The 26,040-nt window shown below is 47.7% G+C and carries 28 protein-coding genes and 2 pseudogenes; 13 read left to right on the top strand and 17 right to left on the bottom strand.

All coding sequences use genetic code 11. From position 1 onward, the window contains the following. Nucleotides 1-23 precede the first annotated feature (23 nt). From NX722_RS03315 to tnpA (NX722_RS03295), 6 genes are all read right to left on the bottom strand, one after another. Nucleotides 24-1,016, bottom strand: coding sequence for an IS30 family transposase (locus tag NX722_RS03315; protein ID WP_262563592.1), 993 nt, complete (start codon nt 1,014-1,016; stop codon nt 24-26). 720 nt (nt 1,017-1,736) lie between these two features. Continuing rightward, nucleotides 1,737-1,982: a DUF2442 domain-containing protein gene (locus tag NX722_RS03310; protein ID WP_262566700.1), complete on the bottom strand. Its 246-nt coding sequence runs from the start codon at nt 1,980-1,982 to the stop codon at nt 1,737-1,739. Next, the gene (locus NX722_RS28765) at nt 1,963-2,214 is read right to left on the bottom strand and encodes a DUF4160 domain-containing protein (RefSeq protein WP_407647954.1); all 252 of its coding nucleotides are present in this window, start codon (nt 2,212-2,214) and stop codon (nt 1,963-1,965) included. The genes NX722_RS03310 and NX722_RS28765 overlap by 20 nt, the downstream gene beginning before the upstream one ends. 373 nt (nt 2,215-2,587) lie before the next feature. Beyond that, nucleotides 2,588-4,141 carry an IS66 family transposase gene (gene tnpC / locus NX722_RS03305; RefSeq protein WP_262566699.1) on the bottom strand — a complete coding sequence of 518 codons (1,554 nt, stop codon included), beginning with the start codon at nt 4,139-4,141 and terminating at the stop codon, nt 2,588-2,590. 56 nt (nt 4,142-4,197) lie between these two features. Beyond that, complete coding sequence (tnpB, locus tag NX722_RS03300; RefSeq protein ID WP_262565324.1) at nt 4,198-4,557, bottom strand: IS66 family insertion sequence element accessory protein TnpB; 360 nt, start codon at nt 4,555-4,557, stop codon at nt 4,198-4,200. Beyond that, a complete protein-coding gene (gene tnpA / locus NX722_RS03295; protein WP_262566697.1) occupies nt 4,554-4,901 on the bottom strand; it encodes an IS66 family insertion sequence element accessory protein TnpA in 348 nt (115 codons plus the stop codon). Before tnpA (NX722_RS03295) ends, tnpB (NX722_RS03300) begins: the two co-directional genes overlap by 4 nt. Before the next feature lie 154 nt (nt 4,902-5,055). On the opposite strand from tnpA (NX722_RS03295), the gene NX722_RS03290 reads away from it, so the two are divergent. From NX722_RS03290 to NX722_RS03245, 11 genes are all read left to right on the top strand, one after another. Further along, nucleotides 5,056-5,406: a hypothetical protein gene (locus tag NX722_RS03290; RefSeq protein WP_262566698.1), complete on the top strand. Its 351-nt coding sequence runs from the start codon at nt 5,056-5,058 to the stop codon at nt 5,404-5,406. Nucleotides 5,407-5,446: 40 nt separating this feature from the next. Then, nucleotides 5,447-5,794, top strand: coding sequence for an IS66 family insertion sequence element accessory protein TnpA (gene tnpA, locus NX722_RS03285; RefSeq protein ID WP_262566697.1), 348 nt, complete (start codon nt 5,447-5,449; stop codon nt 5,792-5,794). Then, nucleotides 5,791-6,150 carry an IS66 family insertion sequence element accessory protein TnpB gene (tnpB, locus tag NX722_RS03280; RefSeq protein ID WP_262565324.1) on the top strand — a complete coding sequence of 120 codons (360 nt, stop codon included), beginning with the start codon at nt 5,791-5,793 and terminating at the stop codon, nt 6,148-6,150. Before tnpA (NX722_RS03285) ends, tnpB (NX722_RS03280) begins: the two co-directional genes overlap by 4 nt. 194 nt (nt 6,151-6,344) lie before the next feature. Further along, nucleotides 6,345-6,692, top strand: coding sequence for an IS66 family insertion sequence element accessory protein TnpA (tnpA, locus tag NX722_RS03275; RefSeq protein WP_262566697.1), 348 nt, complete (start codon nt 6,345-6,347; stop codon nt 6,690-6,692). Beyond that, nucleotides 6,689-7,048 (top strand): IS66 family insertion sequence element accessory protein TnpB, encoded by a 360-nt coding sequence (tnpB, locus tag NX722_RS03270; RefSeq protein ID WP_262565324.1) that lies wholly within the window; start codon nt 6,689-6,691, stop codon nt 7,046-7,048. The genes tnpA (NX722_RS03275) and tnpB (NX722_RS03270) overlap by 4 nt, the downstream gene beginning before the upstream one ends. A gap of 56 nt (nt 7,049-7,104) precedes the next feature. Beyond that, nucleotides 7,105-8,658 carry an IS66 family transposase gene (gene tnpC / locus NX722_RS03265; RefSeq protein ID WP_262566696.1) on the top strand — a complete coding sequence of 518 codons (1,554 nt, stop codon included), beginning with the start codon at nt 7,105-7,107 and terminating at the stop codon, nt 8,656-8,658. After that, a complete protein-coding gene (locus tag NX722_RS28760) occupies nt 8,645-8,836 on the top strand; it encodes a transposase (protein ID WP_407648057.1) in 192 nt (63 codons plus the stop codon). Before tnpC (NX722_RS03265) ends, NX722_RS28760 begins: the two co-directional genes overlap by 14 nt. A gap of 46 nt (nt 8,837-8,882) precedes the next feature. Then, entirely contained in the window at nt 8,883-10,517 is a 1,635-nt protein-coding gene (locus NX722_RS03260; protein WP_262566695.1) for an IS1634 family transposase, read from the top strand. 8 nt (nt 10,518-10,525) lie between these two features. Next, nucleotides 10,526-11,929 (top strand): IS66 family transposase, encoded by a 1,404-nt coding sequence (tnpC, locus tag NX722_RS03255; protein ID WP_262566694.1) that lies wholly within the window; start codon nt 10,526-10,528, stop codon nt 11,927-11,929. Between the two features lie 463 nt (nt 11,930-12,392). Next, nucleotides 12,393-12,635 (top strand): hypothetical protein, encoded by a 243-nt coding sequence (locus NX722_RS03250; protein WP_262566693.1) that lies wholly within the window; start codon nt 12,393-12,395, stop codon nt 12,633-12,635. A 292-nt stretch (nt 12,636-12,927) separates the two neighbouring features. After that, nucleotides 12,928-13,170, top strand: a complete 243-nt coding sequence (locus NX722_RS03245) for a hypothetical protein (RefSeq protein ID WP_262566693.1) — start codon at nt 12,928-12,930, stop codon at nt 13,168-13,170. A 331-nt stretch (nt 13,171-13,501) separates the two neighbouring features. Here NX722_RS03245 and NX722_RS03240 read toward each other — a convergent pair whose 3' ends face one another. From NX722_RS03240 to ltrA (NX722_RS03210), 7 genes are all read right to left on the bottom strand, one after another. Further along, nucleotides 13,502-13,855, bottom strand: a complete 354-nt coding sequence (locus tag NX722_RS03240; protein ID WP_262566692.1) for a hypothetical protein — start codon at nt 13,853-13,855, stop codon at nt 13,502-13,504. Between the two features lie 123 nt (nt 13,856-13,978). After that, entirely contained in the window at nt 13,979-15,340 is a 1,362-nt protein-coding gene (locus tag NX722_RS03235; RefSeq protein WP_262566691.1) for an IS110 family RNA-guided transposase, read from the bottom strand. A gap of 433 nt (nt 15,341-15,773) precedes the next feature. Next, nucleotides 15,774-15,902: a hypothetical protein gene (locus NX722_RS03230; RefSeq protein WP_262566645.1), complete on the bottom strand. Its 129-nt coding sequence runs from the start codon at nt 15,900-15,902 to the stop codon at nt 15,774-15,776. Between the two features lie 287 nt (nt 15,903-16,189). Then, nucleotides 16,190-17,452: a group II intron reverse transcriptase/maturase gene (ltrA, locus tag NX722_RS03225; protein ID WP_262565434.1), complete on the bottom strand. Its 1,263-nt coding sequence runs from the start codon at nt 17,450-17,452 to the stop codon at nt 16,190-16,192. Between the two features lie 680 nt (nt 17,453-18,132). Then, nucleotides 18,133-18,534, bottom strand: coding sequence for a type II toxin-antitoxin system VapC family toxin (locus tag NX722_RS03220; RefSeq protein ID WP_262566690.1), 402 nt, complete (start codon nt 18,532-18,534; stop codon nt 18,133-18,135). Continuing rightward, the gene (locus tag NX722_RS03215) at nt 18,531-18,773 is read right to left on the bottom strand and encodes a FitA-like ribbon-helix-helix domain-containing protein (RefSeq protein ID WP_262566689.1); all 243 of its coding nucleotides are present in this window, start codon (nt 18,771-18,773) and stop codon (nt 18,531-18,533) included. The genes NX722_RS03220 and NX722_RS03215 overlap by 4 nt, the downstream gene beginning before the upstream one ends. Nucleotides 18,774-18,916: 143 nt before the next feature. After that, nucleotides 18,917-20,179: a group II intron reverse transcriptase/maturase gene (gene ltrA / locus NX722_RS03210; RefSeq protein WP_262564722.1), complete on the bottom strand. Its 1,263-nt coding sequence runs from the start codon at nt 20,177-20,179 to the stop codon at nt 18,917-18,919. A 692-nt stretch (nt 20,180-20,871) separates the two neighbouring features. On the opposite strand from ltrA (NX722_RS03210), the gene NX722_RS03205 reads away from it, so the two are divergent. After that, nucleotides 20,872-21,699: a DUF2971 domain-containing protein gene (locus tag NX722_RS03205; RefSeq protein ID WP_262566688.1), complete on the top strand. Its 828-nt coding sequence runs from the start codon at nt 20,872-20,874 to the stop codon at nt 21,697-21,699. 81 nt (nt 21,700-21,780) lie between these two features. Here NX722_RS03205 and NX722_RS03200 read toward each other — a convergent pair whose 3' ends face one another. The 4 genes and pseudogenes from NX722_RS03200 to NX722_RS03185 form a co-directional block, all read right to left on the bottom strand. After that, on the bottom strand, nt 21,781-21,957 hold the full coding sequence (locus NX722_RS03200; RefSeq protein WP_262568759.1) for a hypothetical protein: 177 nt from the start codon (nt 21,955-21,957) through the stop codon (nt 21,781-21,783). A gap of 51 nt (nt 21,958-22,008) precedes the next feature. Further along, nucleotides 22,009-22,125: pseudogene (locus NX722_RS03195) on the bottom strand (group II intron maturase-specific domain-containing protein); the annotation flags it as partial. 61 nt (nt 22,126-22,186) lie between these two features. Then, nucleotides 22,187-23,002, bottom strand: a pseudogene (gene ltrA / locus NX722_RS03190) (group II intron reverse transcriptase/maturase); the annotation flags it as partial. 858 nt (nt 23,003-23,860) lie between these two features. Continuing rightward, nucleotides 23,861-25,414 carry a transposase gene (locus NX722_RS03185; protein WP_262566687.1) on the bottom strand — a complete coding sequence of 518 codons (1,554 nt, stop codon included), beginning with the start codon at nt 25,412-25,414 and terminating at the stop codon, nt 23,861-23,863. A gap of 257 nt (nt 25,415-25,671) precedes the next feature. Here NX722_RS03185 and NX722_RS03180 point away from each other — a divergent pair, with 257 nt between their 5' ends. Then, on the top strand, nt 25,672-26,007 hold the full coding sequence (locus NX722_RS03180) for a hypothetical protein (protein ID WP_262566686.1): 336 nt from the start codon (nt 25,672-25,674) through the stop codon (nt 26,005-26,007). The last annotated feature ends 33 nt before the right edge of the window (nt 26,008-26,040 follow it).

Raw genomic sequence — 26,040 nt, 5'->3', positions numbered from 1 at the left:
TTGAAGATTCTTCTTTCCTGAATTCAAGTCATAAGTGCATAACCCATGACTTTTCTTGCATCTATTCCAGTTGACTCTTTAAATGCCTCATAAGGAGTCTTGTAGCCCAGGCACTTTCTTGGCCTGTTGTTCAGCTTATCCACTGCAATGATGACATCTTTTTCTGTCACGCCATTAAGCTCCATCGACTTGGGGAAATACTGCCTTAGCAAACCATTAGCATTCTCATTCTGGCCTCTTTCCCAAGAATGGTAGGGGGCAGCAAAGTAGCTGTCACATTTTAAAGCTTTGGCAATTGATTCATGCTGAACAAACTCCTTTCCATTGTCGTATGTTATTGTCTTTACAAACCTTTTCAGAGGCTTGAGTACGTCAATTATTCCCTGTTTAACCGCTTTTGCCTTCTTGCCTGGTAGAGGGACAGCAAGGCGAAGCTTGGTTTTTCGTTCATCTAATGTAGCGATGGCTCCTTTATGATTTTTACCTATTACAGTATCAGCTTCCCAGTCACCAACTCGCTCTCTGTTGTTGACCACTTCGGGGCGTTCTTCAATGCCAACCCGATTTGGTATACCGGTTCGGTTATGAGCTGAACCGTATCGCTTTCGATAAGTTTTTTTCTGGTGCCTCAAGTGCTTATAGAGCGAGCCTCCGCGCCGTTTATCATCCGCTACAAATTGATAAATCGTCTCATGATGCAGCTTGATTACACCGTCCTTTTCAAGCCTTCCAGCCACTTGTTCAGGACTCCAATCTGAACGGATATCGTTTGAAATACGTTGTTTAATGTCGTCTGTCAGCTTAATAGCTTTTGGCTTATCTTTGTGCCGCTGCCGAGCTGTGCGATTAGCCTGTTGGTGCCTGTACCCTCTTTGCCCTTTATTGCGGTTTACTTCTCGCGACACGGTAGGCTGTGAACGGCCAAGCTTTTTAGCAATTTTGTTTTGTGAAGTCCCATTTTTGAGTTCAGTTTCGATATAATATCTCTCTTCAGAGCTCAGGTGTGTATAGGCCATCCTTGGCTTCCTCTGTATGGTTTGGTTGCTTTACAGAATACCCCTGAGTTCTGATTCACTTCAAAGGTTCTGAAACAATCCTCTGGTTACAGAGGTTATGCACTTATGATACGAATTCAGGTTTTATAATCTGTTCTATTTTTTATAAATCTGACATACACACCGAATCGGTGCTTGAATATCTTTCTGATCATGATGAACTATTAGAGGAAATCGTTTCTTATGATTGGGAAAGCCAAGAAAAAAGAATTGATAAAATAATTAAAGATGCATATTTCTATGTCAAATATAAAAGATCTCTAGCATTCTCAAAAAAAATGGTTGAAGTGGCGTATTGTTCATTGTCTGTACTGGAGAATAGTGAGTCAGGCAGGTGCATACGGTGAAATATACGAAAGATCAGGATAACTTTCTTTGACCTGTAGAGGTTGATTTGCCAGTCAATTTTGAGCAGTTACAGATAAAGGATACATTTCTGTTGTCAGACTGAACAGGGCTCCCAAAAAACACAACAAGATACAAGAAAGATAGGAATCGAAATTTCATGATATAGCTCAAGTAATGTGACCCAGCAGAAAACACACCTGAGTATAGTCATCAATCATGAAAGTCAGGAAAGCCACATAACGCCTGGTTCAGCCGCGTGCCGAAGGCACGTCGGGTGAGCGAAGCGAACGAACTGCAACCATTTGTTAGGCGCGATTTGCACTTATCGAATTTTTAGTGGATGCCGAGCAAGAGACCTTTAACACTCAAATCTTCATCAAGATCAGGCCAATGAATACCATCTCCTTCGCCTAGCAACTCCCAATTGCTGAGTTGCTGTTTGGTTCCATTTGCAAGAGATGGAAACCAAGAAATTGGTACGAGAATAACTCTGCCGTCAACCAAGCTAACAATTAGCTCAGATTCAGAAAATTGAACATCCTGTGCCAAAGGGTGGGCTTCAACCTTTAAAGTATTCATTCCATGCCTCCAAGAATTGATTTCGATTTTTTTCTACATGCTTTTGAAGCTCTCTTATCTCTTTGGCGGAGAATCTTGTTGAACTTGCAAGCATGACAGGTTTTAACCAGAATTTTGCGAGAGATTTGTCACGCTGAATATGAATATGGGCAGGTTCTCCATTCTCATTGGAATAGAAGAAAAACCTGTATGGCCCGATTCTTAAAATAGTTGGCAATCTGAGCACTCCCATGGATAAATCATTTAGAAAATAAGTTATTGATGCTCATTTGAGAGCATATAACTATGAGTCATAAGATAGCTGATTGGTTCAATTTTTACGATGTTTATTTTAGCGCCTAACGCCTGGTTCAGCCGCCGCCGAAGGCGGTCGGGTGAGCGAAGCGAACGAACTGCAACCATTTGTTAGCTGTAGCGTTTAAAGAATGAACTTGATCATTTTTGCCCAACATTTTTTTCGCTGAACTGGCCACTGGCACAGAGTCAAAAGGTTGAGAAGCAGAATAAACCAGAGATTTTTTGCCCCAGAGACAGACTCTGGTGTTTGCGCTGGCGTTGCACGAGGGAAAAAAACACTGTAAGCGGTTGGGGAACTCCATCTACCCCTATTTCCACCAATCCGCTATTTTTAAATCATCCTGTGTGAGCTTCATAGGCAACAGGTGTTCGACACTGCTGCCTTTGGATAGCTGAGGTAATTTAGACAGTACGTAGCGGAACCATGCATAAGGCTCCAGACCGTTGGCTTTGGCCGTTTCGATCAGGCTGTACAACACTGCGCTGGCTTTGGCTCCATCTACGCATTGGGCGAAGAGCCAGTTTTTGCGACCGATCACAAAGGGTTTTATCGCTCGCTCTGCGGCATTGTTGTCGATATCCAGTAGCCCGCTATCGAGGTAGCGCATCAGATAAGGCCACTGATTTTGCGCATAAGTAATGGCTTTGCCCAGCTTGTTTTTCGGGGCTATTTTCGGTTGCTGCCTGTCCAGCCATTTTTTCAGCTTATCCATAACCGGTCGGCTTTCCGATTGCCGGATCTGGAAGCGTTCTTCAACAGATTTGTCTTTGATCCTTCGCTCTATGGCGTAGAGCGTCTGGATCATGTTCAGCACCTGGGCCGGTTTGCTGATTTTAGTTTGCGGCTCACCCTTCTTTTTGGGGATGGCGTCCAGAGCTTCCTTGAATTTTCTGCGGGCGTGCGCCAGGCAGCCAACCAGTTTAATCTCCGGCTGCTTGCTGCTCAGGGTTTTATAGGCAGGTAAGCCGTCACACTGTAAATAGCCGCTAAAACCTGACAAAAACGCTTGTGGCCGTCCGTGATCCCGACCTGACTGGTAGTTGTACAACACAACGGGAGAGCCCAGCTGTCCTGTCGTACGATACAGCCACATGTAGGACTTGTTTTGCGGTGTACGATCAGGTTCGTTCAATACCTGTAGTGGTGTTTCATCCGCCTGGATGCATGGCTGCTTAACCAGCATCTTCTGTAAAGTGTCGTACAGTGGCTGAAGTAAAACCGACACCCTGATCATCCATTCAGCCATGGACGCACGACGGATTTCTACGCCCATGCGCTTGAGGATAAACTCCTGACGGTACAGTGGCAGGGCGTCACAGTATTTACTGGTGATAATCCAGGCCAGCAGGCCGGGGGTGGCAATACTCTTGGGGATAGGCAGTTTCGGCATCGGCGCAGTCTTGACGCCAGACTCGCACTCACAGCGATACTTTAACCGCTGAAATTCAATGACTTTAACCTGGGCCGGAACAATATCCAGCTTGCAGCTGCTTTCGTGACCAAACGCCTGAAGCTCTTTGCCACAGCAGTCGCATTGTTTTTCTTCTTCGGAGACATCCAGCGTTACAACATCACGGGGCAGGTCTTCAGATAATGTTTTTCTGACAGGCTTTTTCCGCTGGTGAGCCTCAATGGTTTGGGTTTCAGGCTCTTGCTCTTCTTCAGTGGCTTCTTCAGCCAGTTCTTCCGCTTCATTAAAGAGCAGTCCCTGATCTTCAAAACGTTCGCTGGAGGAACCAAATTTCTTATGCTGATATAACCGGAACTGTTCTTCATACCACGCCAGTTTCGTCTTCAGCTGGATAATTTCCAACTGAAGCGATTCAAAGGTCGGGCTGTCTGGCGTAGTGATCGTATTCATGTCGTTTATTATCCGACAGGCGCCCTGTAGTTTGCATTGAAGCAGGTCATGGAAATTCAGGCGGCAGGCTGGTAGTGCAGAGGTTGATGGGCTTTTTTCTGCTCTACCGGCAACCCGTCCAAGAGCCAGTTCAGTTCTCGGCGTGTTAATGCGATGGCCTGATCCGGAGCGTCCTGACGAGGCCAGTTAAAACAGCCCTTTTCCAGGCGGCGATAGTAGAGCCAGAAGCCGTTGGTTTGCCAGTGCAGAATCTTGAGCTTGTTCCGTCCCCGGTTGCAGAAGACAAACAGGCTTTCGGAAAATGGATCCAGTTCCAGCACTTCACTGACGATGAGGGACAGGCCGTCAATGGACTTGCGCATATCCGTCACGCCGGGTACCAGGTAAACGCTGAGAGATGAGGATGCACCAATCATGCGACCTCCAGAAGGTTGAGAACCTGCTTTAAAGCACCCGGGTCAAACCCGGCGGCCAGCTCAACCCGGAAGCCCCCGGGGCTGATAAGGGAGATACCTGTTTCGGTTGTTTCTGCGGGTGTCTGTTTTTTGCTGACTGGTTCTTCTGCAATAGAAACAGGAATCAGGGGTTGTGAATCCTGAACTGGCTCAATGACAGCCTGGTTGAAGTGACGTCGCTTGTGATAGCCGAACGTTTTGACCGAAAGCTGATGCTTCCGGGCGTATTCCGTCTGGGACAGGCCGCTTTTATTCCAGGCGTGGATGTGGTTTTTCCAGAAATCGTTGGTGCGATAGGTTGTCATGACTGCTTCCTACAGTTTGGAAGCATTAGTGTTCAGGATTTTAAAGCAGTCTGGTAGATGGAGTTAGCCTGACGCTTACAAAACACTGAACCCGCTTGCCGACCACAAACTCAGGAGGTGATGCGAATGGAATGAGCCAAAAACTCTTGATTCGATGGTCGGCATTGCACGCTGGAAAATGCACCGTCCTCTCTCGCCAGCTTGTACTGAACTTGACTTGCTGAGTTTTTCTGCTTTGCTGAAAGCAACTCAGAACCAAAAAAACTTGACGACAAGAACACTGAAACGGATGAAAACCATTCACTGTACTCTGGCTACAGCTAACGCCTGGTTCAGCCGCGTGCCGAAGGCACGTCGGGTGAGCGAAGCGAACGAACTGCAACCATTTGTTATGCGGATTTGCTTTACTCGGATTCTGTTGCTGGGCAAGAACTTTGCCACCGTTGCGAAACCTGTTGAGTTTTTCGTAAGCGTCAGGCTAACTCCATCTACCAGCCTGTTTTAAAATCCTGAACACTCATGCTTCCAAACTATAGGAAGCAGCCATGACAACCTATCGCACCAACGATTTCTGGAAAAACCACATCCACGCCTGGAATAAAAGCGGCCTGTCCCAGACGGAATACGCCCGGAAGCATCAGCTTTCGGTCAAAACGTTCGGCTATCACAAGCGACGTCACTTCAACCAGGCTGTCATTGAGCCAGTTCAGGATTCACAACCCCTGATTCCTGTTTCTATTGCAGAAGAACCAGTCAGCAAAAAACAGACACCCGCAGAAACAACCGAAACAGGTATCTCCCTTATCAGCCCCGGGGGCTTCCGGGTTGAGCTGGCCGCCGGGTTTGACCCGGGTGCTTTAAAGCAGGTTCTCAACCTTCTGGAGGTCGCATGATTGGTGCATCCTCATCTCTCAGCGTTTACCTGGTACCCGGCGTGACGGATATGCGCAAGTCCATTGACGGCCTGTCCCTCATCGTCAGTGAAGTGCTGGAACTGGATCCATTTTCCGAAAGCCTGTTTGTCTTCTGCAACCGGGGACGGAACAAGCTCAAGATTCTGCACTGGCAAACCAACGGCTTCTGGCTCTACTATCGCCGCCTGGAAAAGGGCTGTTTTAACTGGCCTCGTCAGGACGCTCCGGATCAGGCCATCGCATTAACCCGCCGTGAACTAAACTGGCTTCTGGACGGGTTGCCGGTAGAGCAGAAAAAAGCCCATCAACCTCTGCACTACCAGCCTGCCGCCTGAATTTCCATGACCTGCTTCAATGCAAACTACAGGGCACTTGTCGGATAATAAACGACATGAATACGATCACTACGCCAGACAGCCCGACCTTTGAATCGCTTCAGTTGGAAATTATGTAAGCGTCAGGCTAACTCCATCTACCAGACTGCTTTAAAATCCTGAACACTAATGCTTCCAAACTGTAGGAAGCAGTCATGACAACCTATCGCACCAACGATTTCTGGAAAAACCACATCCACGCCTGGAATAAAAGCGGCCTGTCCCAGACGGAATACGCCCGGAAGCATCAGCTTTCGGTCAAAACGTTCGGCTATCACAAGCGACGTCACTTCAACCAGGCTGTCATTGAGCCAGTTCAGGATTCACAACCCCTGATTCCTGTTTCTATTGCAGAAGAACCAGTCAGCAAAAAACAGACACCCGCAGAAACAACCGAAACAGGTATCTCCCTTATCAGCCCCGGGGGCTTCCGGGTTGAGCTGGCCGCCGGGTTTGACCCGGGTGCTTTAAAGCAGGTTCTCAACCTTCTGGAGGTCGCATGATTGGTGCATCCTCATCTCTCAGCGTTTACCTGGTACCCGGCGTGACGGATATGCGCAAGTCCATTGACGGCCTGTCCCTCATCGTCAGTGAAGTGCTGGAACTGGATCCATTTTCCGAAAGCCTGTTTGTCTTCTGCAACCGGGGGCGCAATAAGCTCAAGATTCTGCACTGGCAAACCAACGGCTTCTGGCTCTACTATCGCCGCCTGGAAAAGGGCTGTTTTAACTGGCCTCGTCAGGACGCTCCGGATCAGGCCATCGCATTAACACGCCGAGAACTGAACTGGCTCTTGGACGGGTTGCCGGTAGAGCAGAAAAAAGCCCATCAACCTCTGCACTACCAGCCTGCCGCCTGAATTTCCATGACCTGCTTCAATGCAAACTACAGGGCGCCTGTCGGATAATAAACGACATGAATACGATCACTACGCCAGACAGCCCGACCTTTGAATCGCTTCAGTTGGAAATTATCCAGCTGAAGACGAAACTGGCGTGGTATGAAGAACAGTTCCGGTTATATCAGCATAAGAAATTTGGTTCCTCCAGCGAACGTTTTGAAGATCAGGGACTGCTCTTTAATGAAGCGGAAGAACTGGCTGAAGAAGCCACTGAAGAAGAGCAAGAGCCTGAAACCCAAACCATTGAGGCTCACCAGCGGAAAAAGCCTGTCAGAAAAACATTATCTGAAGACCTGCCCCGTGATGTTGTAACGCTGGATGTCTCCGAAGAAGAAAAACAATGCGACTGCTGTGGCAAAGAGCTTCAGGCGTTTGGTCACGAAAGCAGCTGCAAGCTGGATATTGTTCCGGCCCAGGTTAAAGTCATTGAATTTCAGCGGTTAAAGTATCGCTGTGAGTGCGAGTCTGGCGTCAAGACTGCGCCGATGCCGAAACTGCCTATCCCCAAGAGTATTGCCACCCCCGGCCTGCTGGCCTGGATTATCACCAGTAAATACTGTGACGCCCTGCCACTGTACCGTCAGGAGTTTATCCTCAAGCGCATGGGCGTAGAAATCCGTCGTGCGTCCATGGCTGAATGGATGATCAGGGTGTCGGTTTTACTTCAGCCACTGTACGACACTTTACAGAAGATGCTGGTTAAGCAGCCATGCATCCAGGCGGATGAAACACCACTACAGGTATTGAACGAACCTGATCGTACACCGCAAAACAAGTCCTACATGTGGCTGTATCGTACGACAGGACAGCTGGGCTCTCCCGTTGTGTTGTACAACTACCAGTCAGGTCGGGATCACGGACGGCCACAAGCGTTTTTGTCAGGTTTTAGCGGCTATTTACAGTGTGACGGCTTACCTGCCTATAAAACCCTGAGCAGCAAGCAGCCGGAGATTAAACTGGTTGGCTGCCTGGCGCACGCCCGCAGAAAATTCAAGGAAGCTCTGGACGCCATCCCCAAAAAGAAGGGTGGGCCGCAAACTAAAATCAGCAAACCGGCCCAGGTGCTGAACATGATCCAGACGCTCTACGCCATAGAGCGAAGGATCAAAGACAAATCTGTTGAAGAACGCTTCCAGATCCGGCAATCGGAAAGCCGACCGGTTATGGATAAGCTGAAAAAATGGCTGGACAGGCAGCAACCGAAAATAGCCCCGAAAAACAAGCTGGGCAAAGCCATTACTTATGCGCAAAATCAGTGGCCTTATCTGATGCGCTACCTCGATAGCGGGCTACTGGATATCGACAACAATGCCGCAGAGCGAGCGATAAAACCCTTTGTGATCGGTCGCAAAAACTGGCTCTTCGCCCAATGCGTAGATGGAGCCAAAGCCAGCGCAGTGTTGTACAGCCTGATCGAAACGGCCAAAGCCAACGGTCTGGAGCCTTATGCATGGTTCCGCTACGTACTGTCTAAATTACCTCAGCTATCCAAAGGCAGCAGTGTCGAACACCTGTTGCCTATGAAGCTCACACAGGATGATTTAAAAATAGCGGATTGGTGGAAATAGGGGTAGATGGAGTTCCCCAACCGCTTACGAAATTATCCAGCTGAAGACGAAACTGGCGTGGTATGAAGAACAGTTCCGGTTATATCAGCATAAGAAATTTGGTTCCTCCAGCGAACGTTTTGAAGATCAGGGACTGCTCTTTAACCGACATTCACCACCCAGCATGACATTTTCCTAATACCTGCTATCTATTATCAGATAAGCAAATATCAAGAAGCCTTGTTATGCCTCCTATTCAATACCGCTCTCAGGTCATGGATCATCTCGGTCTAGTGGCTGGAATGTGCAAAGAGCTGGGCATTGCCGACCATATCGACAGGCGCGCGCCCAAAGTATCTGACGAATGGAACATCTCCCACGGTGAGGCCGTTGTCGCGATGATTATCAATGGCCTCGGCTTTACGGGGCAGTCTCTCCACATGTTCCCTCAGTTCTTCTCCAATAAACCCCTCGATAAACTGATCAGAGAGGGGATTGAGCCCGAGCACATAAACGACAAAGTTCTTGGAAGAACACTGGATGAACTGTTTGAACTGGGTGTCAGTAAAGTCTATTTTGAGCTGGCTATCAAGGTGGCTACGCATCTCAAATTGCCATGTGATGCACTCAACCTTGATGGCACAGGATTTCACGTCGATGGCCGTTATAACAGCGAGGAGGAAGTCAGTGGCGAAGACCTCAATTGCATCAGGCTTTGCAAGGGCTACAGCCGAGATCATCGTCCTGATCTGAACCAGGCCATATTGCTCCTGCTGACCGAAAACCGGGCAGGCATTCCGATGTTTATGAAAGCAGCCAGCGGTAATGTGACGGACAAGACCAGTTTCAAACAAGTGGTTTCTGAGCATATAAAGAGCTTCAAAGCGGCACTTAATGCCCGTTACTTCATCGGTGATGCCGCATTGTATGTGGCTGAAACCGTTCAGGAACTGAGTCAGCAGGATCAGTTGTTTATCTCCAGAGTTCCTCTCAACATTGGTGCAGCCAAAGAACTGGTTCAAAGTGCGCCATTGCGCTCAATGGTTGAGGTTGAAGGGTTTGAGCATTACGAATCTGTAGAAACTCTGTCTGACTATGCAGGTGTCGTACAACGTTGGGTACTGTTTCGAAATAATCAAAGCCAGAAAACAGAACAGAAGACACTGACAAGGCGTATGCAGAAAAAGTCCCTGAAGGAATTCAAGGAACTTGAGAAATTGGGCAAGAAGCCATTCTGTTGCGAATCGGATGCCATGGAAGCTTTCAAGCTATGGCAAAAACAGTCCGTATACTGCCAGGCTGAACCTGAGATCATCGAGAGTCCCTGCTATAAAACCAAAGGCCGTCCTGCTGATGGGACAGTTCCCGACCACTATGAATATTATGTGACAGGCTCCTGCGCGGTTGCTGTACAGACTCGTCGTGATGCAGAAGCATCGTTGGGTTGTTTTGTTCTGGCAACCAACGATACAGATACAGCCCGGCTTGACGCTGGCGAACTACTGAGGACGTATAAATCCCAGCAGCAGGTTGAGAGAGGTTTTCGCTTCCTGAAGAGCCCTGATTTTCTGGTGTCTTCACTGTATCTCAAAAAACCTGAGCGTATTGAGGCCCTGTTAATGGTGATGACACTCTGCCTTATGGTCTATGCTGCAATTCAGCATCGAATCCGCTATGAACTGAAAAGGCAGAGCCGAACGTTCCCGGACATGAAGAAGAAACCAGCCCAGAACCCAACGGGCAGATGGGTTTTCCTGTGCTTTGATGGGATTCATGTGCTGTCGGTTAACGGGACGGAGAAACACATGGTTGGAATATCGGAGAGGCAATCGACGATCATTTTTATTTTGGGCTCAACGTACCAAGAAATTTATTCCTGAATAGGGTGGTGAATGACGGCTTTAATGAAGCGGAAGAACTGGCTGAAGAAGCCACTGAAGAAGAGCAAGAGCCTGAAACCCAAACCATTGAGGCTCACCAGCGGAAAAAGCCTGTCAGAAAAACATTATCTGAAGACCTGCCCCGTGATGTTGTAACACTGGATGTCTCCGAAGAAGAAAAACAATGCGACTGCTGCGGCAAAGCGCTTCAGGCGTTTGGTCACGAAAGTAGCTGCAAGCTGGACATTGTTCCGGCCCAGGTTAAAGTCATTGAATTTCAGCGGTTAAAGTACCGCTGTGAGTGCGAGTCTGGCGTTAAGACAGCGCCGATGCCGAAACTGCCTATCCCCAAGAGTATTGCTACCCCCGGCCTGCTGGCCTGGATTATCACCAGCAAATACTGCGACGCCCTGCCACTGTACCGTCAGGAGTTTATCCTCAAGCGCATGGGCGTAGAGATCCGTCGTGCGTCAATGTCTGAATGGATGATCAGGGTGTCGGTTTTACTTCAGCCACTGTACGACACTTTACAGAAGATGCTGGTTAAGCAGCCATGCATCCAGGCGGATGAAACACCACTACAGGTATTGAACGAACCTGATCGTACACCGCAAAACAAGTCCTACATGTGGCTGTATCGTACGACAGGGCAGCTGGGTTCTCCCGTTGTGTTGTACAACTACCAGTCAGGCAGGGATCACGGACGGCCACAAGCGTTTTTGTCCGGTTTTAGCGGCTATTTACAGTGTGACGGCTTGCCTGCCTATAAAACCCTGAGCAGCAAGCAGCCAGAGATTGAGCTGGTTGGCTGCCTTGCGCACACCCGCAGAAAATTCAAGGAAGCTCTGGACGCTATCCCCAAAAAGAAGGGTGGGCCGCAAACTAAAATCAGCAAACCGGCCCAGGTGCTGAACATGATCCAGACGCTCTACGCCATAGAGAGAAGGATCAAAGACAAATCTGTTGAAGAACGCTTCCAGATCCGGCAATCGGAAAGCCGACCGGTTATGGATAAGCTGAAAAAATGGCTGGACAGGCAGCAACCGAAAATAGCCCCGAAAAACAAGCTGGGCAAAGCCATTACTTATGCGCAAAATCAGTGGCCTTATCTGATGCGCTATCTTGATAGCGGACTGCTGGACATTGACAACAATGCCGCAGAGCGAGCGATAAAACCCTTTGTGATCGGTCGCAAGAACTGGCTCTTTGCCCAATGCGTTAATGGTGCCAATGCCAGCGCAGTTCTGTATAGCCTGATCGAAACGGCCAAAGCCAACGGTCTGGAGCCTTATGCTTGGTTCCGCTATGTGCTGTCCAGAGTTCCGCAATTACCTAAAGGGGCAAGTGTTGAGCACCTGTTACCAATGAATCTCACACCGGATGATTTAAAAATAGCGGATTGGTGGAAATAGGGGTAGATGGGGTTCACCAACCGCTTACAGTTTTTCTCGGAACCTGCCAACAGCACCGAAACAGAAAATTCATTACTGGCGTTGCACGAACACAGAGCTTGCTTGCCAGCCGGGCACAGACTAACACCAACAAGGCGCACAGAAACCATGTGCTGCCATGCCAAGCGGTAAGCACTCGGAAGCTACGGCCAGCTTGTTTGAACCTTGCCAAACATTCTGAACTCCGGGCTGGCGCGCCTCCCTGCCGCTACCGGGCACGAAACCATCTTGGCAGCGGGGAAGAGAACTGAACTTTCTGCTGACATTGCACGACACTGATTATTGGTTGGCACAGAGTCAATTCGCCAGCTTGGGAAAGGCTCGCAAACCCAAATTCTCAACAAATCTGAAGTTTACGACAGAAATCATATGTTGAGTTTATCCGCATAACGCCTGGTTCAGCCGCGTGCCGAAGGCACGTCGGGTGAGCGAAGCGAACGAACTGCAACCATTTGTTATGCGGATTTGCTTTACTCGGATTCTGTTGCTGGGCAAGAACTTTGCCACCGTTGCGAAACCTGTTGAGTTTTTCTCGGAACCTGCCAACAGCACCGAAACAGAAAATTCATTACTGGCGTTGCACGAACACAGAGCTTGCTTGCCAGCCGGACACAGACTAACGCCAACAAGGCGCACAGAAACCATGTGCTGCCATGCCAAGCGGTAAGCACTCGGAAGCTGCGGCCAGCTTGTTTGAACTTTGCCAAACATTCTGAACTCTGGGCTGGCGCGCCTCCCTGCCGCTACCAGGCACGAAACCATCTTGGCAGCGGGGAAGAGAACTGAACTTTCTGCTGGCATTGCACGACACTGATTATTGGTAGGCACAGAGTCAATTCGCCAGCTTGGGAAAGGCTCACAAACCCAAATGCTCAACAAATCTGAAGTTTACGACAGAAATCATATGTTGAGTTTATCCGCATAACGCCTGGTTCAGCCGCGTGCCGAAGGCACGTCGGGTGAGCGAAGCGAACGAACTGCAACCATTTGTTATGCGGATTTGCTTTACTCGGATTCTGTTGCTGGGCAAGAACTTTGCCACCGTTGCGAAACCTGTTGAGTTTTTCTCGGAACCTGCCAACAGCACCGAAACAGAAAATTCATTACTGGCGTTGCACGAACACAGAGCTTGCTTGCCAGCCGGGCACAGACTAACGCCAACAAGGCGCACAGAAACCATGTGCTGCCATGCCAAGCGGTAAGCACTCGGAAGCTGCGGCCAGCTTGTTTGAACTTTGCCAAACATTCTGAACTCTGGGCTGGCGCGCCTCCCTGCCGCTACCAGGCACGAAACCATCTTGGCAGCGGGGAAGAGAACTGAACTTTCTGCTGGCATTGCACGACACTGATTATTGGTAGGCACAGAGTCAATTCGCCAGCTTGGGAAAGGCTCACAAACCCAAATGCTCAACAAATCTGAAGTTTACGACAGAAATCATATGTTGAGTTTATCCGCATAACGCCAAGTTCAGCCGCGCGCCGAAGGCGCGTCGGGTGGAGGGGCGAAGCCCCGGAACGAACTGGAACTTTTTGTTATATTTCTTTCACCAGGCTATCGAAATTATTGCCACTAAGATTAAGAGCTACGTTGTTCAAGGTGAAGAATTCTCCACTTTTTGGTTCAATCAGTTTCAATGAAATGTTAAGAACTGCATTTTTTGCATTCCTGTCAAGGTCAGAAATTTCGAGGTCTACTGATGTCTGATGTTTTGAAGACTGGACATAATATTTACCGTCCCAATGACAGTCAGCAGATATTGATTTGTTGTTATTTTGTTTGGATTGAATTTTATAGCCTTTGGCTACAGAGGATCTATAAATCGTTGCAGAACAAAAATTTTCATTTGTTTGACCAAATGATAGAGAAACCGCTTGTTGATTATTCATTGTGTAATCAAAGTCAGTGACACTATAGATATTAGACGCTTCTACTTTTGCTGTACTATTTGAATCAGAGCAGCCAGAAATTGCTTCTGAGTAACTCCTTCGGGACTAGTTATTTGCATAGAGTCAAGATGGTGCGGCTGTTTCAATTTCGACCAGTTTGTAACCCATGTCTTCAGCGCGCTTTCTCATGTTTTTAATGACTCGGTCACGGTATTGCTCCTCGTAGTAGTCCTGACCTCTATCTACGTACTCTGAGCCGTTTTTCAGCATGCTGTAAATCAGCCGGGCAAGTTTATGTGCAGTCGCTGTAATCGCTTTTGGTGCCCCCAGCTTACTTCTCATTCGACGATAATAGGCTCCCAGCGCACTTTTCGAACTCACCAGAGTCAGTGCAGCCATACGCAGAGCAGAAGCGGCCCGGTTAGGGATTCTTTTGGTCTTGCTGCTCAACACTTTGCCTCCTGATATCTTGTTTCCCGGGCTCAGTCCCAGCCAGGAACAAAAGTGCTTCACTGTCGGCCAGCGACTCATGTCTGTACCAATTTCAGAAACTACCTTCAGGGCGGTATTTTCCTCTATTCCCTCAATCGATGTCAGATCTACCCCTGTCACCCGGTAAAGGTGAGTTCTTACATCAAAAGCAGGGGCGCTGGCTGATTTGCGTTTTGCAGGCAGAGAGATACTCTCGGACTTATCATCAAACTGGTTCAACTGGTCTTCCAATGCCTTGTCACAAGCTTCAATTTGCTTTTCGTAAAAATCATAAAGCTCAACAGACTGCTTTAAGGCAAATAGGTGTTCCACCCGGTAATGCCCATGCAGTGACTTAGCAATGACTTTCTCTGATTTTTTACAATGAGAGTCCCGGTGTTTGGCCAGTACCTCTGGGTCACGCTCTCCCGCGAGAATGGAGAGAATGATACCCATCCCCGTTTTGCCAGTGATATCCGCAACGACATTGTCCAACAACAGGTTCATTTGCCGTAAAGCTTTCTGCATGTGCTGTATGTGCGACGCCCGGTAACGGATCAGGGTTTCACGCTGACGCATATAGGCACGCAAGGCACACACCTGATCTTCAGGGCGAAAAGCTCCCTCAAGCAGGCCATGAGTATGCAGTTGTTGTAACCACTGACAGTCCTGCACATCACTTTTACGACCAGGGACGTTTTTAACATGACGAGCATTCACCAGTTTGACGTCAAGGCCGTGCTCTTCAAGCATTTCGAAAGCGGGAATCCAATAGATTCCGGTAGACTCCATGACCACGGTCGTAATTCCGATTTTCACGAGCCATTGAGTCATCATTTCGAGATCAGAGGTAAAGCAGGCAAAAGACCGAACCGACTGTTCATCGAGCTCTTTAGGGACAGCAACAAAGTGGAACTCTGAACCAATATCAATGCCTGCAGCATAGAGGTTCACGGTTTTTAGATGGCCAGATATCCGCTTTTGAACTTTAGCCGGATTTGGGTTGTGTTTCATGACTGCGTTCCTACACTACTGAACGAAGGCATATCCGGGTATGGGGCTGTCGATCATATGTAGTCTTCTGAACGAGATCGCCAGGCGTCATCAGTGATGCGGTCGCCAGCCTCCCGACCACGCTAAACTTCGGGCAAGAGCACCAGTGTGCGTTCGGTCTCTGGCTCGGATATGCCTCCTTCCTTATCGTAGGACGAAGAATTGAGGTTGGCAGCTAAGAGTTACTCTGGGTTGTGTGCCCGCCGGGCGGGCTAGTCCGCTAAACTTCAGTCCCTTTTCTTTCTCAAAAGCAAGAGGCTGTTTTCATTTCATATAACCCTCGAAATCAACACCTGAAACCAGTATTCTCTTCGTACAAAGTTAGCGATTGGGAACGGTCGTATATTTTTCATCCATGTCAGCCCTAAATGCGCAAAGGAATGTACTGTAAGTTTTATCTTTGCTGGTAGGCGGTAGCGTTCATCAGCAAAAGACTTCTTTGGTTCTGTGCAATCTGGCGATCAGGCTTATTGCTTTTTCCAGCGTGCAATGCCGACCATCGAATCAAGAGTTTTTGGCTCATTCCATTCGCATCACCTCCTGAGTTTGTGGTCGGCAAGCAGGTTCAGAGTTTCTTTCCTTCGTGCAGCGCCAGAATAGGCAACAGAGTTTGTATCTGGGGCAAATAAGCTCAAGGTCTGTGAAACTTGTAGCATTTTTAGTTCAGAGTATGTGGATGGGTCAGAGTTGATAATATTGGGCAAAAATACGAGAGTTCACAGCTTGGAAGGAACAGCTAAATCGGGTAGCCGGAGGTCTCTAACCTCCAGCCCCCACATCACACCGGCGTGCGGGTCCGCACCGGGCGATTCACCGAGGGTGGTGAAACCTGATCCACAAGTCTTTCAGGGAAACAAGCCCGAGTTTACTGAGAAAACTGTCGTTTAATGCTAACTGTGCCGCATAGGTTTTGCTTAGCCGGTAATACCCTTTGCTACTGGCTGCAATCGAGGCGGCCTTGATGTGATCAACACCTAACCTGATCAAATTTCTGTAACGGGTTTTCGGCTTTCGCCATTGTTTGATAAAACAACAGCGAATCCGCCGACGTATCCATTGATCCAGTCGCGGTATAGGACTGTAATATTCGGTTATCCTGAAATAACCCATCCAGCCCCGGATATATTCGGCCAGCTTCTTCAAGCGATATTCCATCGATACTCCCCAGCTTCGGCTGGTGAGTTTCAGGATTTTTCGCCTGAAGCGGTTCAGACTCTTCTCCGACCAGCGGATTCGCTTCCCTGTGAAGGTAAAACTCAGGAACTCAGCTTCGGTAGCTTTCACCACCTTGCTCTTTGTCGGGTTTATCCTCAGTTTCAGCTTGCGCTCAAGGTAACGTGTGATGCTTTCCATCACTCGCTCCCCGGCTCGCTGGCTGCCAACGAGGATCACAAAGTCATCGCAGTAGCGTGCGAAGCAATGCCCCCGGTACTCCAGTTCCTTGTCCAGGTCATCGAGAAGGACATTCGACAGCAGCGGTGAAAGTGGACCGCCTTGTGGCATACCTACCCGGGTTGGGTAGCATTGCCCATCAACCATGACGCCAGCACGAAGGTAGCGGCCAATCAGCTTCAACAGACGCTTGTCGTGAATCTTTCGAGAGACTCTCGACATAAGAACATCATGGCTGACCGTATCAAAGAATTTACTCAGATCAACATCAACCGCCTGATGCAGCCCCTGCTTAATGTATCGATTAACCTGTTGTACAGCGTCTTGTGCAGACCTTCCCGGTCTGTAACCGAAGCTGCTGGGAGAGAAGTCAGGATCAAAGATGGGTGATAATACCTGCACAATGGCCTGTTGTATCACTCGATCCATGACTGTCGGGATGCCCAGCAACCGTTCTCCACCATCGGGCTTTTCTATAACAGCCCGAAGGACGGGAGATGGTCTGTAAGTCCCATTGAGTAAGGCTTGGCGCGCTGAAGGCCAGTGCTGACGGGCAAAGTCAGGATAGGCTTTAATGGTGATCCCATCTATTCCGGGAGCCCCTTTGTTACTTCTGACTTGTTTCCATGCTTTCAGCAAATTGGCAGGTTCCAGTGCGCAACTCAGTAGATCGTGGTTCAAAGCTGGTTAAAGATTCTTTCGCCAACTCCAGTGAGTCGCCGGACGGCTGCACTGTGTTGAGGGAATCAGTCTCCTCTTTTCGTCGGTGTTCAGTCCTTCGTTGACGACTTCCAATCGGATTAACGACTTCTGTCGAACAACTACTATGACGTCTGCTGACTTCTGTTCAATCACCACACAGAATTACTTCTGCAGGCGCTATTGGTGGTCATCGGGTTTGCTCGAACAGGGTGATGAACCCTGTCCGCCGAGCCTGTTGTAACCAGTGGCTGAGAACTGGGATTGACCAATCGCATGTTGAACAGACCTCCCCGGATAAGAGCATGAACTTTCAGTACACAACCGCCGCATTTACCGTATCTCTCAAACCAGAGGGCTTTGTGATCCTTGGCTCACTCGCCCACGAGACTCGGCCTTGTATACGATTTCTGTCCGTCGGCTCGCACTTTTGCAGTCAGACTGCCTCCGCACAACCCCTCGTGAGATTGCACTTGCCTTAAGCTAGTGGTTATCATCGGTGGGCTTATTCGGCTCCAGATCCGATGCTGGTTTACCCACAGGGGACTTTCACCCCATAAGTTCATGCCCATGCCGGGCGTACCAAATGGTTGCAGTTCGTTCGCTTCGCTCACCCGACGTGCCTTCGGCACGCGGCTGAACCAGGCGTTAGCTGCTTGAAGTCAACAGATGACATCTTTCAGAGAGCAGGATATTTTTGGAAATTCTTTGAGAACTTTTTTATCCATCGTGTAGAGCTTCGTATTCAAATTTACGGCTAATGAAACGAATTCACAATCATAAGCTGAGCATTCGCTGCTATTTACGAGGGAAAGAATATTGATTGACTTCATTTCAAATTCATTGCCAATCATGAGGTTTTCAGCTTCAGCCTGAATCTGCAATGCTCTCTCATAAGTGATAATATTTTTTCGTAGGTACAAAGCCAATACATTGCGAAACTCACTTCGCCAAAGATGGGGAGCAGCCCAAACAGGGTTACTTTCCAGTAGCTTTTCTGCATTTGGTGTGTACTTGGTGGGCAAGTACAGGTATGCAAGTACATTAGTGTCAACAACAATCATGCTCTACCTCGATCTATAGCATCATGAATGTCATCAACATTAATCATGTCGGAGTCTATGCCTTGTCGTAGCTCCCTGGCTTTTTTCAGGTGTTCTGCGGGGCTTACCCTTTTGGGTAATAGCATTTGCTCAAGGCAGTGGATCAGCTCACTGTTTATGCTTCTATGGTGCGCACTAGCAGCCTCTTTTAGCTTTTTATACAAAGAGTCAGGAATATTTTTTATCGTGAGTGCTGGCATAGTTAACAACCTTTTTAGTGTCTATATGGTTGCATTATGGTTGCTATTATCAAGATCGTCAAATCGCAGCTAAATCGGGTAGCCGGAGGTCTCTAACCTCCAGCCCCCACATCACACCGGCGTGCGGGTCCGCACCGGGCGATTCACCGAGGATGGTGAAACCTGATCCACAAATCTTTCAGGGAAACAAGCCCGAGTTTACTGAGAGAACTGTCGTTTAATGCTAACTGTGCCGCATAGGTTTTGCTTAGCCGGTAATACCCTTTGCTACTGGCTGCAATCGAGGCGGCCTTGATGTGATCAACACCTAACCTGATTAAATTTCTGTAACGGGTTTTCGGCTTTCGCCACTGCTTGATAAAACAACAGCGAATCCGCCGACGTATCCATTGATCCAGTCGCGGTATGGGACTGTAATATTCGGTTATCCTGAAATAACCCATCCAGCCCCGGATATATTCGGTCAGCTTCTTCAAGCGATATTCCATCGATACTCCCCAGCTTCGGCCAGTGAGTTTCAGGATTTTCCGCCTGAAACGGTTCAGACTCTTCTCCGACCAGCGGATTCGCTTCCCTGTGAAGGTAAAACTCAGGAACTCAGCTTCGGTAGCTTTCACCACCTTGCTCTTTGTCGGGTTTATCCTCAGTTTCAGCTTGCGCTCAAGGTAACTTGTGATGCTTTCCATCACTCGCTCCCCAGCTCGCTGGCTGCCAACAAGGATCACAAAGTCATCGCAGTAGCGTGCGAAGCAATGCCCCCGGTACTCCAGCTCCTTGTCCAGGTCATCGAGAAGGACATTCGACAGCAGCGGTGAAAGTGGACCGCCTTGTGGCATACCTACCCGGGTTGGGTAGCATTGCCCATCAATCATGACGCCAGCACGAAGGTAGCGGCCAATCAGCTTCAACAGACGCTTGTCGTGAATCTTTCGAGAGACTCTCGACATAAGAACATCGTGGCTGACTGTGTCAAAGAATTTACTCAGATCAACATCAACCGCCTGATGCAGCCCCTGCTTAATGTATCGATTAACCTGCTGTACAGCATCTTGTGCAGACCTTCCCGGTCTGTAACCAAAGCTGCTGGGAGAGAAGTCAGGGTCAAAGATGGGTGATAATACCTGCACAATGGCCTGTTGTATCACTCGATCCATGACTGTCGGGATGCCCAGCAACCGTTCTCCACCATCGGGCTTTTCTATAACAGCCCGGAGGACGGGAGATGGTCTGTAAGTCCCATTGAGTAAGGCTTGGCGCGCTGAAGGCCAGCGCTGACGGGCAAAGTCAGGATAGGCTTCAATGGTGATCCCATCTATTCCGGGAGTTCCTTTGTTACTTCTGACTTGTTTCCATGCTTTCAGCAAATTGGCTGGTTCCAGTGCGCAACTCAGTAGATCGTGGTTCAAAGTTGGTTAAAGATTCTTTCGCCAACCCCAGTGAGTCGCCGGACGGCTGCACTGTGTTGAGGGAATCAGTCTCCTCTTTTCATCGGTGTTCAGTCCTTCGTTGACGACTTCCAATCAGATTAACGAATTCTGTCAAACAACTACTATGACGTCTGCTGACTTCTGTTCAATCACCACACAGAATTACTCCTGCGGGCGCTATTGGTGGACATCGGGTTTGCTCGAACAGGATGATGAGCCCTGTCCGCCGAGCCTGTTGTAACCAGTGGCTGAGAACTGGGATTGACCAATCGCATGTTGAACAGATCTCCCCGGATAAGAACATGAACTTTCAGTACACAACCGCCGCATTTACCGTGTCTCTCAAACCAGAGGGCTTTGTGATCTTTGGCTCACTCGCCCACGAGTGTCGGCCTTGTATGCGATTTCTGTCCGTCGGCTCGCACTTTTGCAGTCAGACTGCCTCCGCACAATCCCTCGCGAGATTGCACTTGCCTTAAGCTAGTGGTTGTCATCGGTGGGCTTATTCGGCTCCAGATCCGATGCTGGTTTACCCACAGGGGACTTTCACCCCATAAGTTCATGCCCATGCCGGGCGTACCAAATGGTTGCAGTTCGTTCGCTTCGCTCACCCGACGTGCCTTCGGCACGCGGCTGAACCAGGCGTTAGCGTGCAGGAGTAAATTGATAGAATGAAGTTACAATACAATCACGAAGATGAAATAACTCGATTTATAAGCAGTTGTGATGCCCTTTATCATTTTACTCGAAAAGATACAGCGATTGAGCATATTCTTGATAATCAAACTTTAAGGTTTGGTGATTTTAAACTAACTAATGATCCACAAGAATATAAGAGTAAAATGACCTCTGCAATAGGTTGGGGCTGGGAAGACAGTCATTTAGATAAAATTGCGGAAACAACTTTTTCAATTGAAAAGTTGGTTAAATCTTCAGGTTTTATTTCATTATGCCAAAATAGATATGAAGATGATCAGCTCGTAGAGGAAGGTTGCTTAAAATCAAGAATGTGGTCGCAATATGCTGAAAATCATACAGGCATTTGTTTGGTATTCTCGAAGCAGGCTTTAATGCAAGAAATTGAAAATCAACTTGCAAGTGAACATCAAATTCTTTCAGATTATGTTACATACAAAGATCCCAGTGTTAAGCTTACAAGCACGGCATTGTCTGTAGATGGTTATCAACTTTCTACGTGTTCTCCGGAACAGATGGCTAGTGACTATATAATTGATAGTAAAGATCATGTATTCTTTCAAAAACAGCCAGACTACAAAGATGAGAATGAATTTAGAATTGTTGCTGTAGCAAAACATTATAAACCAGTATGTGGTAAATTCATTAATTTTGCTCAATCACTAAAAGCAATAATACTTGGTGATGCTTTTCCAAAGGTCTATTTACCTACTATCAAGGCTCTTTGCGAAAAAAACAATGTTCCTTACAGAAAGCTTCACTGGGAAAAATCAAGATATGTTCTACTTCAGTGGAACAAGTAGCAGCACGCTAAATCGGGTAGCCGGAGGTCTCTAACCTCCAGCCCCCACATCACACCGGCGTGCGGGTCCGCACCGGGCGATTCACCGAGGGTGGTGAAACCTGATCCACAAGTCTTTCAGGGAAACAAGCCCGAGTTTACTGAGAAAACTGTCGTTTAATGCTAACTGTGCCGCATAGGTTTTGCTTAGCCGGTAATACCCTTTGCTACTGGCTGCAATCGAGGCGGCCTTGATGTGATCAACACCTAACCTGATCAAATTTCTGTAACGGGTTTTCGGCTTTCGCCATTGTTTGATAAAACAACAGCGAATCCGCCGACGTATCCATTGATCCAGTCGCGGTATAGGACTGTAATATTCGGTTATCCTGAAATAACCCATCCAGCCCCGGATATATTCGGCCAGCTTCTTCAAGCGATATTCCATCGATACTCCCCAGCTTCGGCTGGTGAGTTTCAGGATTTTTTCGCCTGAAGCGGTTCAGACTCTTCTCCGACCAGCGGATTCGCTTCCCTGTGAAGGTAAAACTCAGGAACTCAGCTTCGGTAGCTTTCACCACCTTGCTCTTTGTCGGGTTTATCCTCAGTTTCAGCTTGCGCTCAAGGTAACGTGTGATGCTTTCCATCACTCGCTCCCCGGCTCGCTGGCTGCCAACGAGGATCACAAAGTCATCGCAGTAGCGTGCGAAGCAATGCCCCCGGTACTCCAGTTCCTTGTCCAGGTCATCGAGAAGGACATTCGACAGCAGCGGTGAAAGTGGACCGCCTTGTGGCATACCTACCCGGGTTGGGTAGCATTGCCCATCAACCATGACGCCAGCACGAAGGTAGCGGCCAATCAGCTTCAACAGACGCTTGTCGTGAATCTTTCGAGAGACTCTCGACATAAGAACATCATGGCTGACCGTATCAAAGAATTTACTCAGATCAACATCAACCGCCTGATGCAGCCCCTGCTTAATGTATCGATTAACCTGTTGTACAGCGTCTTGTGCAGACCTTCCCGGTCTGTAACCGAAGCTGCTGGGAGAGAAGTCAGGATCAAAGATGGGTGATAATACCTGCACAATGGCCTGTTGTATCACTCGATCCATGACTGTCGGGATGCCCAGCAACCGTTCTCCACCATCGGGCTTTTCTATAACAGCCCGAAGGACGGGAGATGGTCTGTAAGTCCCATTGAGTAAGGCTTGGCGCGCTGAAGGCCAGTGCTGACGGGCAAAGTCAGGATAGGCTTTAATGGTGATCCCATCTATTCCGGGAGCCCCTTTGTTACTTCTGACTTGTTTCCATGCTTTCAGCAAATTGGCAGGTTCCAGTGCGCAACTCAGTAGATCGTGGTTCAAAGCTGGTTAAAGATTCTTTCGCCAACTCCAGTGAGTCGCCGGACGGCTGCACTGTGTTGAGGGAATCAGTCTCCTCTTTTCGTCGGTGTTCAGTCCTTCGTTGACGACTTCCAATCGGATTAACGACTTCTGTCGAACAACTACTATGACGTCTGCTGACTTCTGTTCAATCACCACACAGAATTACTTCTGCAGGCGCTATTGGTGGTCATCGGGTTTGCTCGAACAGGGTGATGAACCCTGTCCGCCGAGCCTGTTGTAACCAGTGGCTGAGAACTGGGATTGACCAATCGCATGTTGAACAGACCTCCCCGGATAAGAGCATGAACTTTCAGTACACAACCGCCGCATTTACCGTATCTCTCAAACCAGAGGGCTTTGTGATCCTTGGCTCACTCGCCCACGAGACTCGGCCTTGTATACGATTTCTGTCCGTCGGCTCGCACTTTTGCAGTCAGACTGCCTCCGCACAACCCCTCGTGAGATTGCACTTGCCTTAAGCTAGTGGTTATCATCGGTGGGCTTATTCGGCTCCAGATCCGATGCTGGTTTACCCACAGGGGACTTTCACCCCATAAGTTCATGCCCATGCCGGGCGTACCAAATGGTTCCAATGGACGTGCCTACGGCACGCCACTGAACCAGGCGTTAGGCGGTCATACATCATCAACTAAACCTCCGTACACAGCAATTTCTTTGTAGCCATTGAACTGCAAAGAATACAGAGGCATGAACCTAAATTCAGCAGTTGAACGCCATTGAGCCATGCCGTTAGGGATAGCTTCTCACAGTTCAGAGCAGCATTTTTTTAAGTTATTAACCCGATCCAATTAATGGTTGCATCGTAATAACCTGCCCCTTTTTCAAAAATTTCGAGACTGCTTTCGTTAAAATACGACACCATGCGTTAATTGGAGTCAACTGCGGTGCGATACTTTTGATTGAATCAAAAAAATCACACAGTTCACTTTGTAATTTCGCAATTTTATACATCCATCGATGCTGGCTTGTCAGCTTTATTTTCTTTTGATTGCCAGAGTGGGTCAGCTTGCCAATTGAACTCATTAATAAGGGACGGCTGGTAATTGATTCTTTATGGGATTCCGGATTACTCAATCGAACGTATAGCGTCCACCAGTTGTAAACCAAGGCAACCATTCGGGCCAGCATTCGACATCTTGCCATATCTTTTGTTACATAACCGCCCCAGCCCCATTGGTTTTTGATTTCATCAAAGTTATTTTCACAGTCAGCCCTGTTGCGATAATGATTAATGATCGAGACTATATCATTATCAAGAGATGTGACCAGAACCGAATACTCGTAAGCTTTTATATTTTCTGGCTCTTCTATTAATGCTAACGTTTGTTGACGTTCTTTTATTCCTTTTTCCAACATCGGTATTTCATTTTCAGGACGCCGTCTTCGAACAATAATTATGCGTCTTTCTTTTTTCCATCCTGACAGTTTAATTACGGATTCTTTTCCCTCCCAATGGTTGTCGTATTTTACCCATCCTCCGCTACAGTGTGCATTCCCTATGGCTTTCTTAACGTTGTCGTGCTTCTTCATTTTAAAAAGATAATGACAACCAGCATCTTCCAATTCGCTCATTACCCGGTCACTTCCCCAATCACAATCACCACGAACAAATTCAGGCCAGCAACATTTTGGAAGTCGATTTAATAGCTCCATTAAACCGGGTAAAGAGTATTTACTTTGACTTTGATTTCCGGGTCTGACTTCAACCTCCAGTATTAATTTAAGATTAGCCATCATATATGAGTGGTAAGTATGAGAGGGCCTCCCTTTCTTATGTGGGTTATAGCCATTAACCGCTCCTTCCTGATGCCCATAAATGGTTTTCACGGTAACATCAACATCCATAATCCATGGAATGGTTAATAACGGATCAAAACAGAGATGGAGGTGTTTTTGCATCCATTCAACGCCTTCATCTTCGTCAATCTTCTTTAAACCACGCCTGGCAGAATCATCGCTGACAATTTTTTTCATCCCAAGCAACTGAGCGTTTACTTTATCACCAATAATTGTTCCGATATGCGCATAGCGTTTATGTCCTGAAAGAATGGAAAGCATTAATGAGCCAATCACATCCACTTTTTGAGGGGCGTTTGGGCTTTTATAAGTTAGTGGGCAATCGTTAATCCAGGGTTCAAATCGGTGACCTGTTTTTAAAAACTGTATAAAAAAAGGAAGCTGTCCCATTGGGGTGACCGATGCTTCAGGCTCCCACTCGACATGAATTTTACCGTCGAAAGAATCGACTTCGAGTTTGACGGATAAGGGGTCTTTTTCCATTTCAGACAACTCACCCTTTGGGGGAGTGGGTTTTGGTGGTCGAATCATCTTCAAGCCCTCAATATTGTTGAGGGTGAGAGTTTAGCTCAGGGGTTAACCGCTGAATTTAGGATGAACAAAGCGCATAAGATCAGGCACTAAAATTAAAGACTCTAAATATCACAAAATCTTCAGAGACTTAAAAGCTACTCTAAATCTAAGAGCTTGAATAATTATGCTAAAAGCTCATAAATAATTTACATGTCGAATTTTTTTTCGTACACAGAGCAACTAATCAACATTTATACAAAGAGAATTGTAACGTTATGGGTAAAAAAACATCTGAAAATTGGCGTACAACTATATGTGAAGTTCATCTGGATATTATGGAAGCGGAGAAGCTATTTGAAAGTTTTAGATTTGTTGAAAAAGTGGAATCATTCAAAAATTACTGCAAGATGGTTGAATTATGTAATGAATTAATTGTGGCAAATGGCATTCAAGGGAAGGATGTTAGTAATCTTTTAAAAATATTCTATGGAGACAACTTAAAAATTGATGGGTGCTATCAGCCAAATTTAGAAAAAGTATACCAAAAGAACTTTGATGGCTTACTTAGTGCCTGTCCGAAAACCCTCAAGCCCTTGAAAAACACAGCCTGAGGCCAAATATAATACTCGAAGATTTTCCCAGAC

The organism is Endozoicomonas gorgoniicola (assembly GCF_025562715.2).
In the GTDB taxonomy this organism is placed as follows: Bacteria; Pseudomonadota; Gammaproteobacteria; order Pseudomonadales; family Endozoicomonadaceae; genus Endozoicomonas_A; species Endozoicomonas_A gorgoniicola.
Note: the sequence above shows the minus strand (reverse complement) of the source record. Positions and strands in the feature narration are given on the sequence as shown.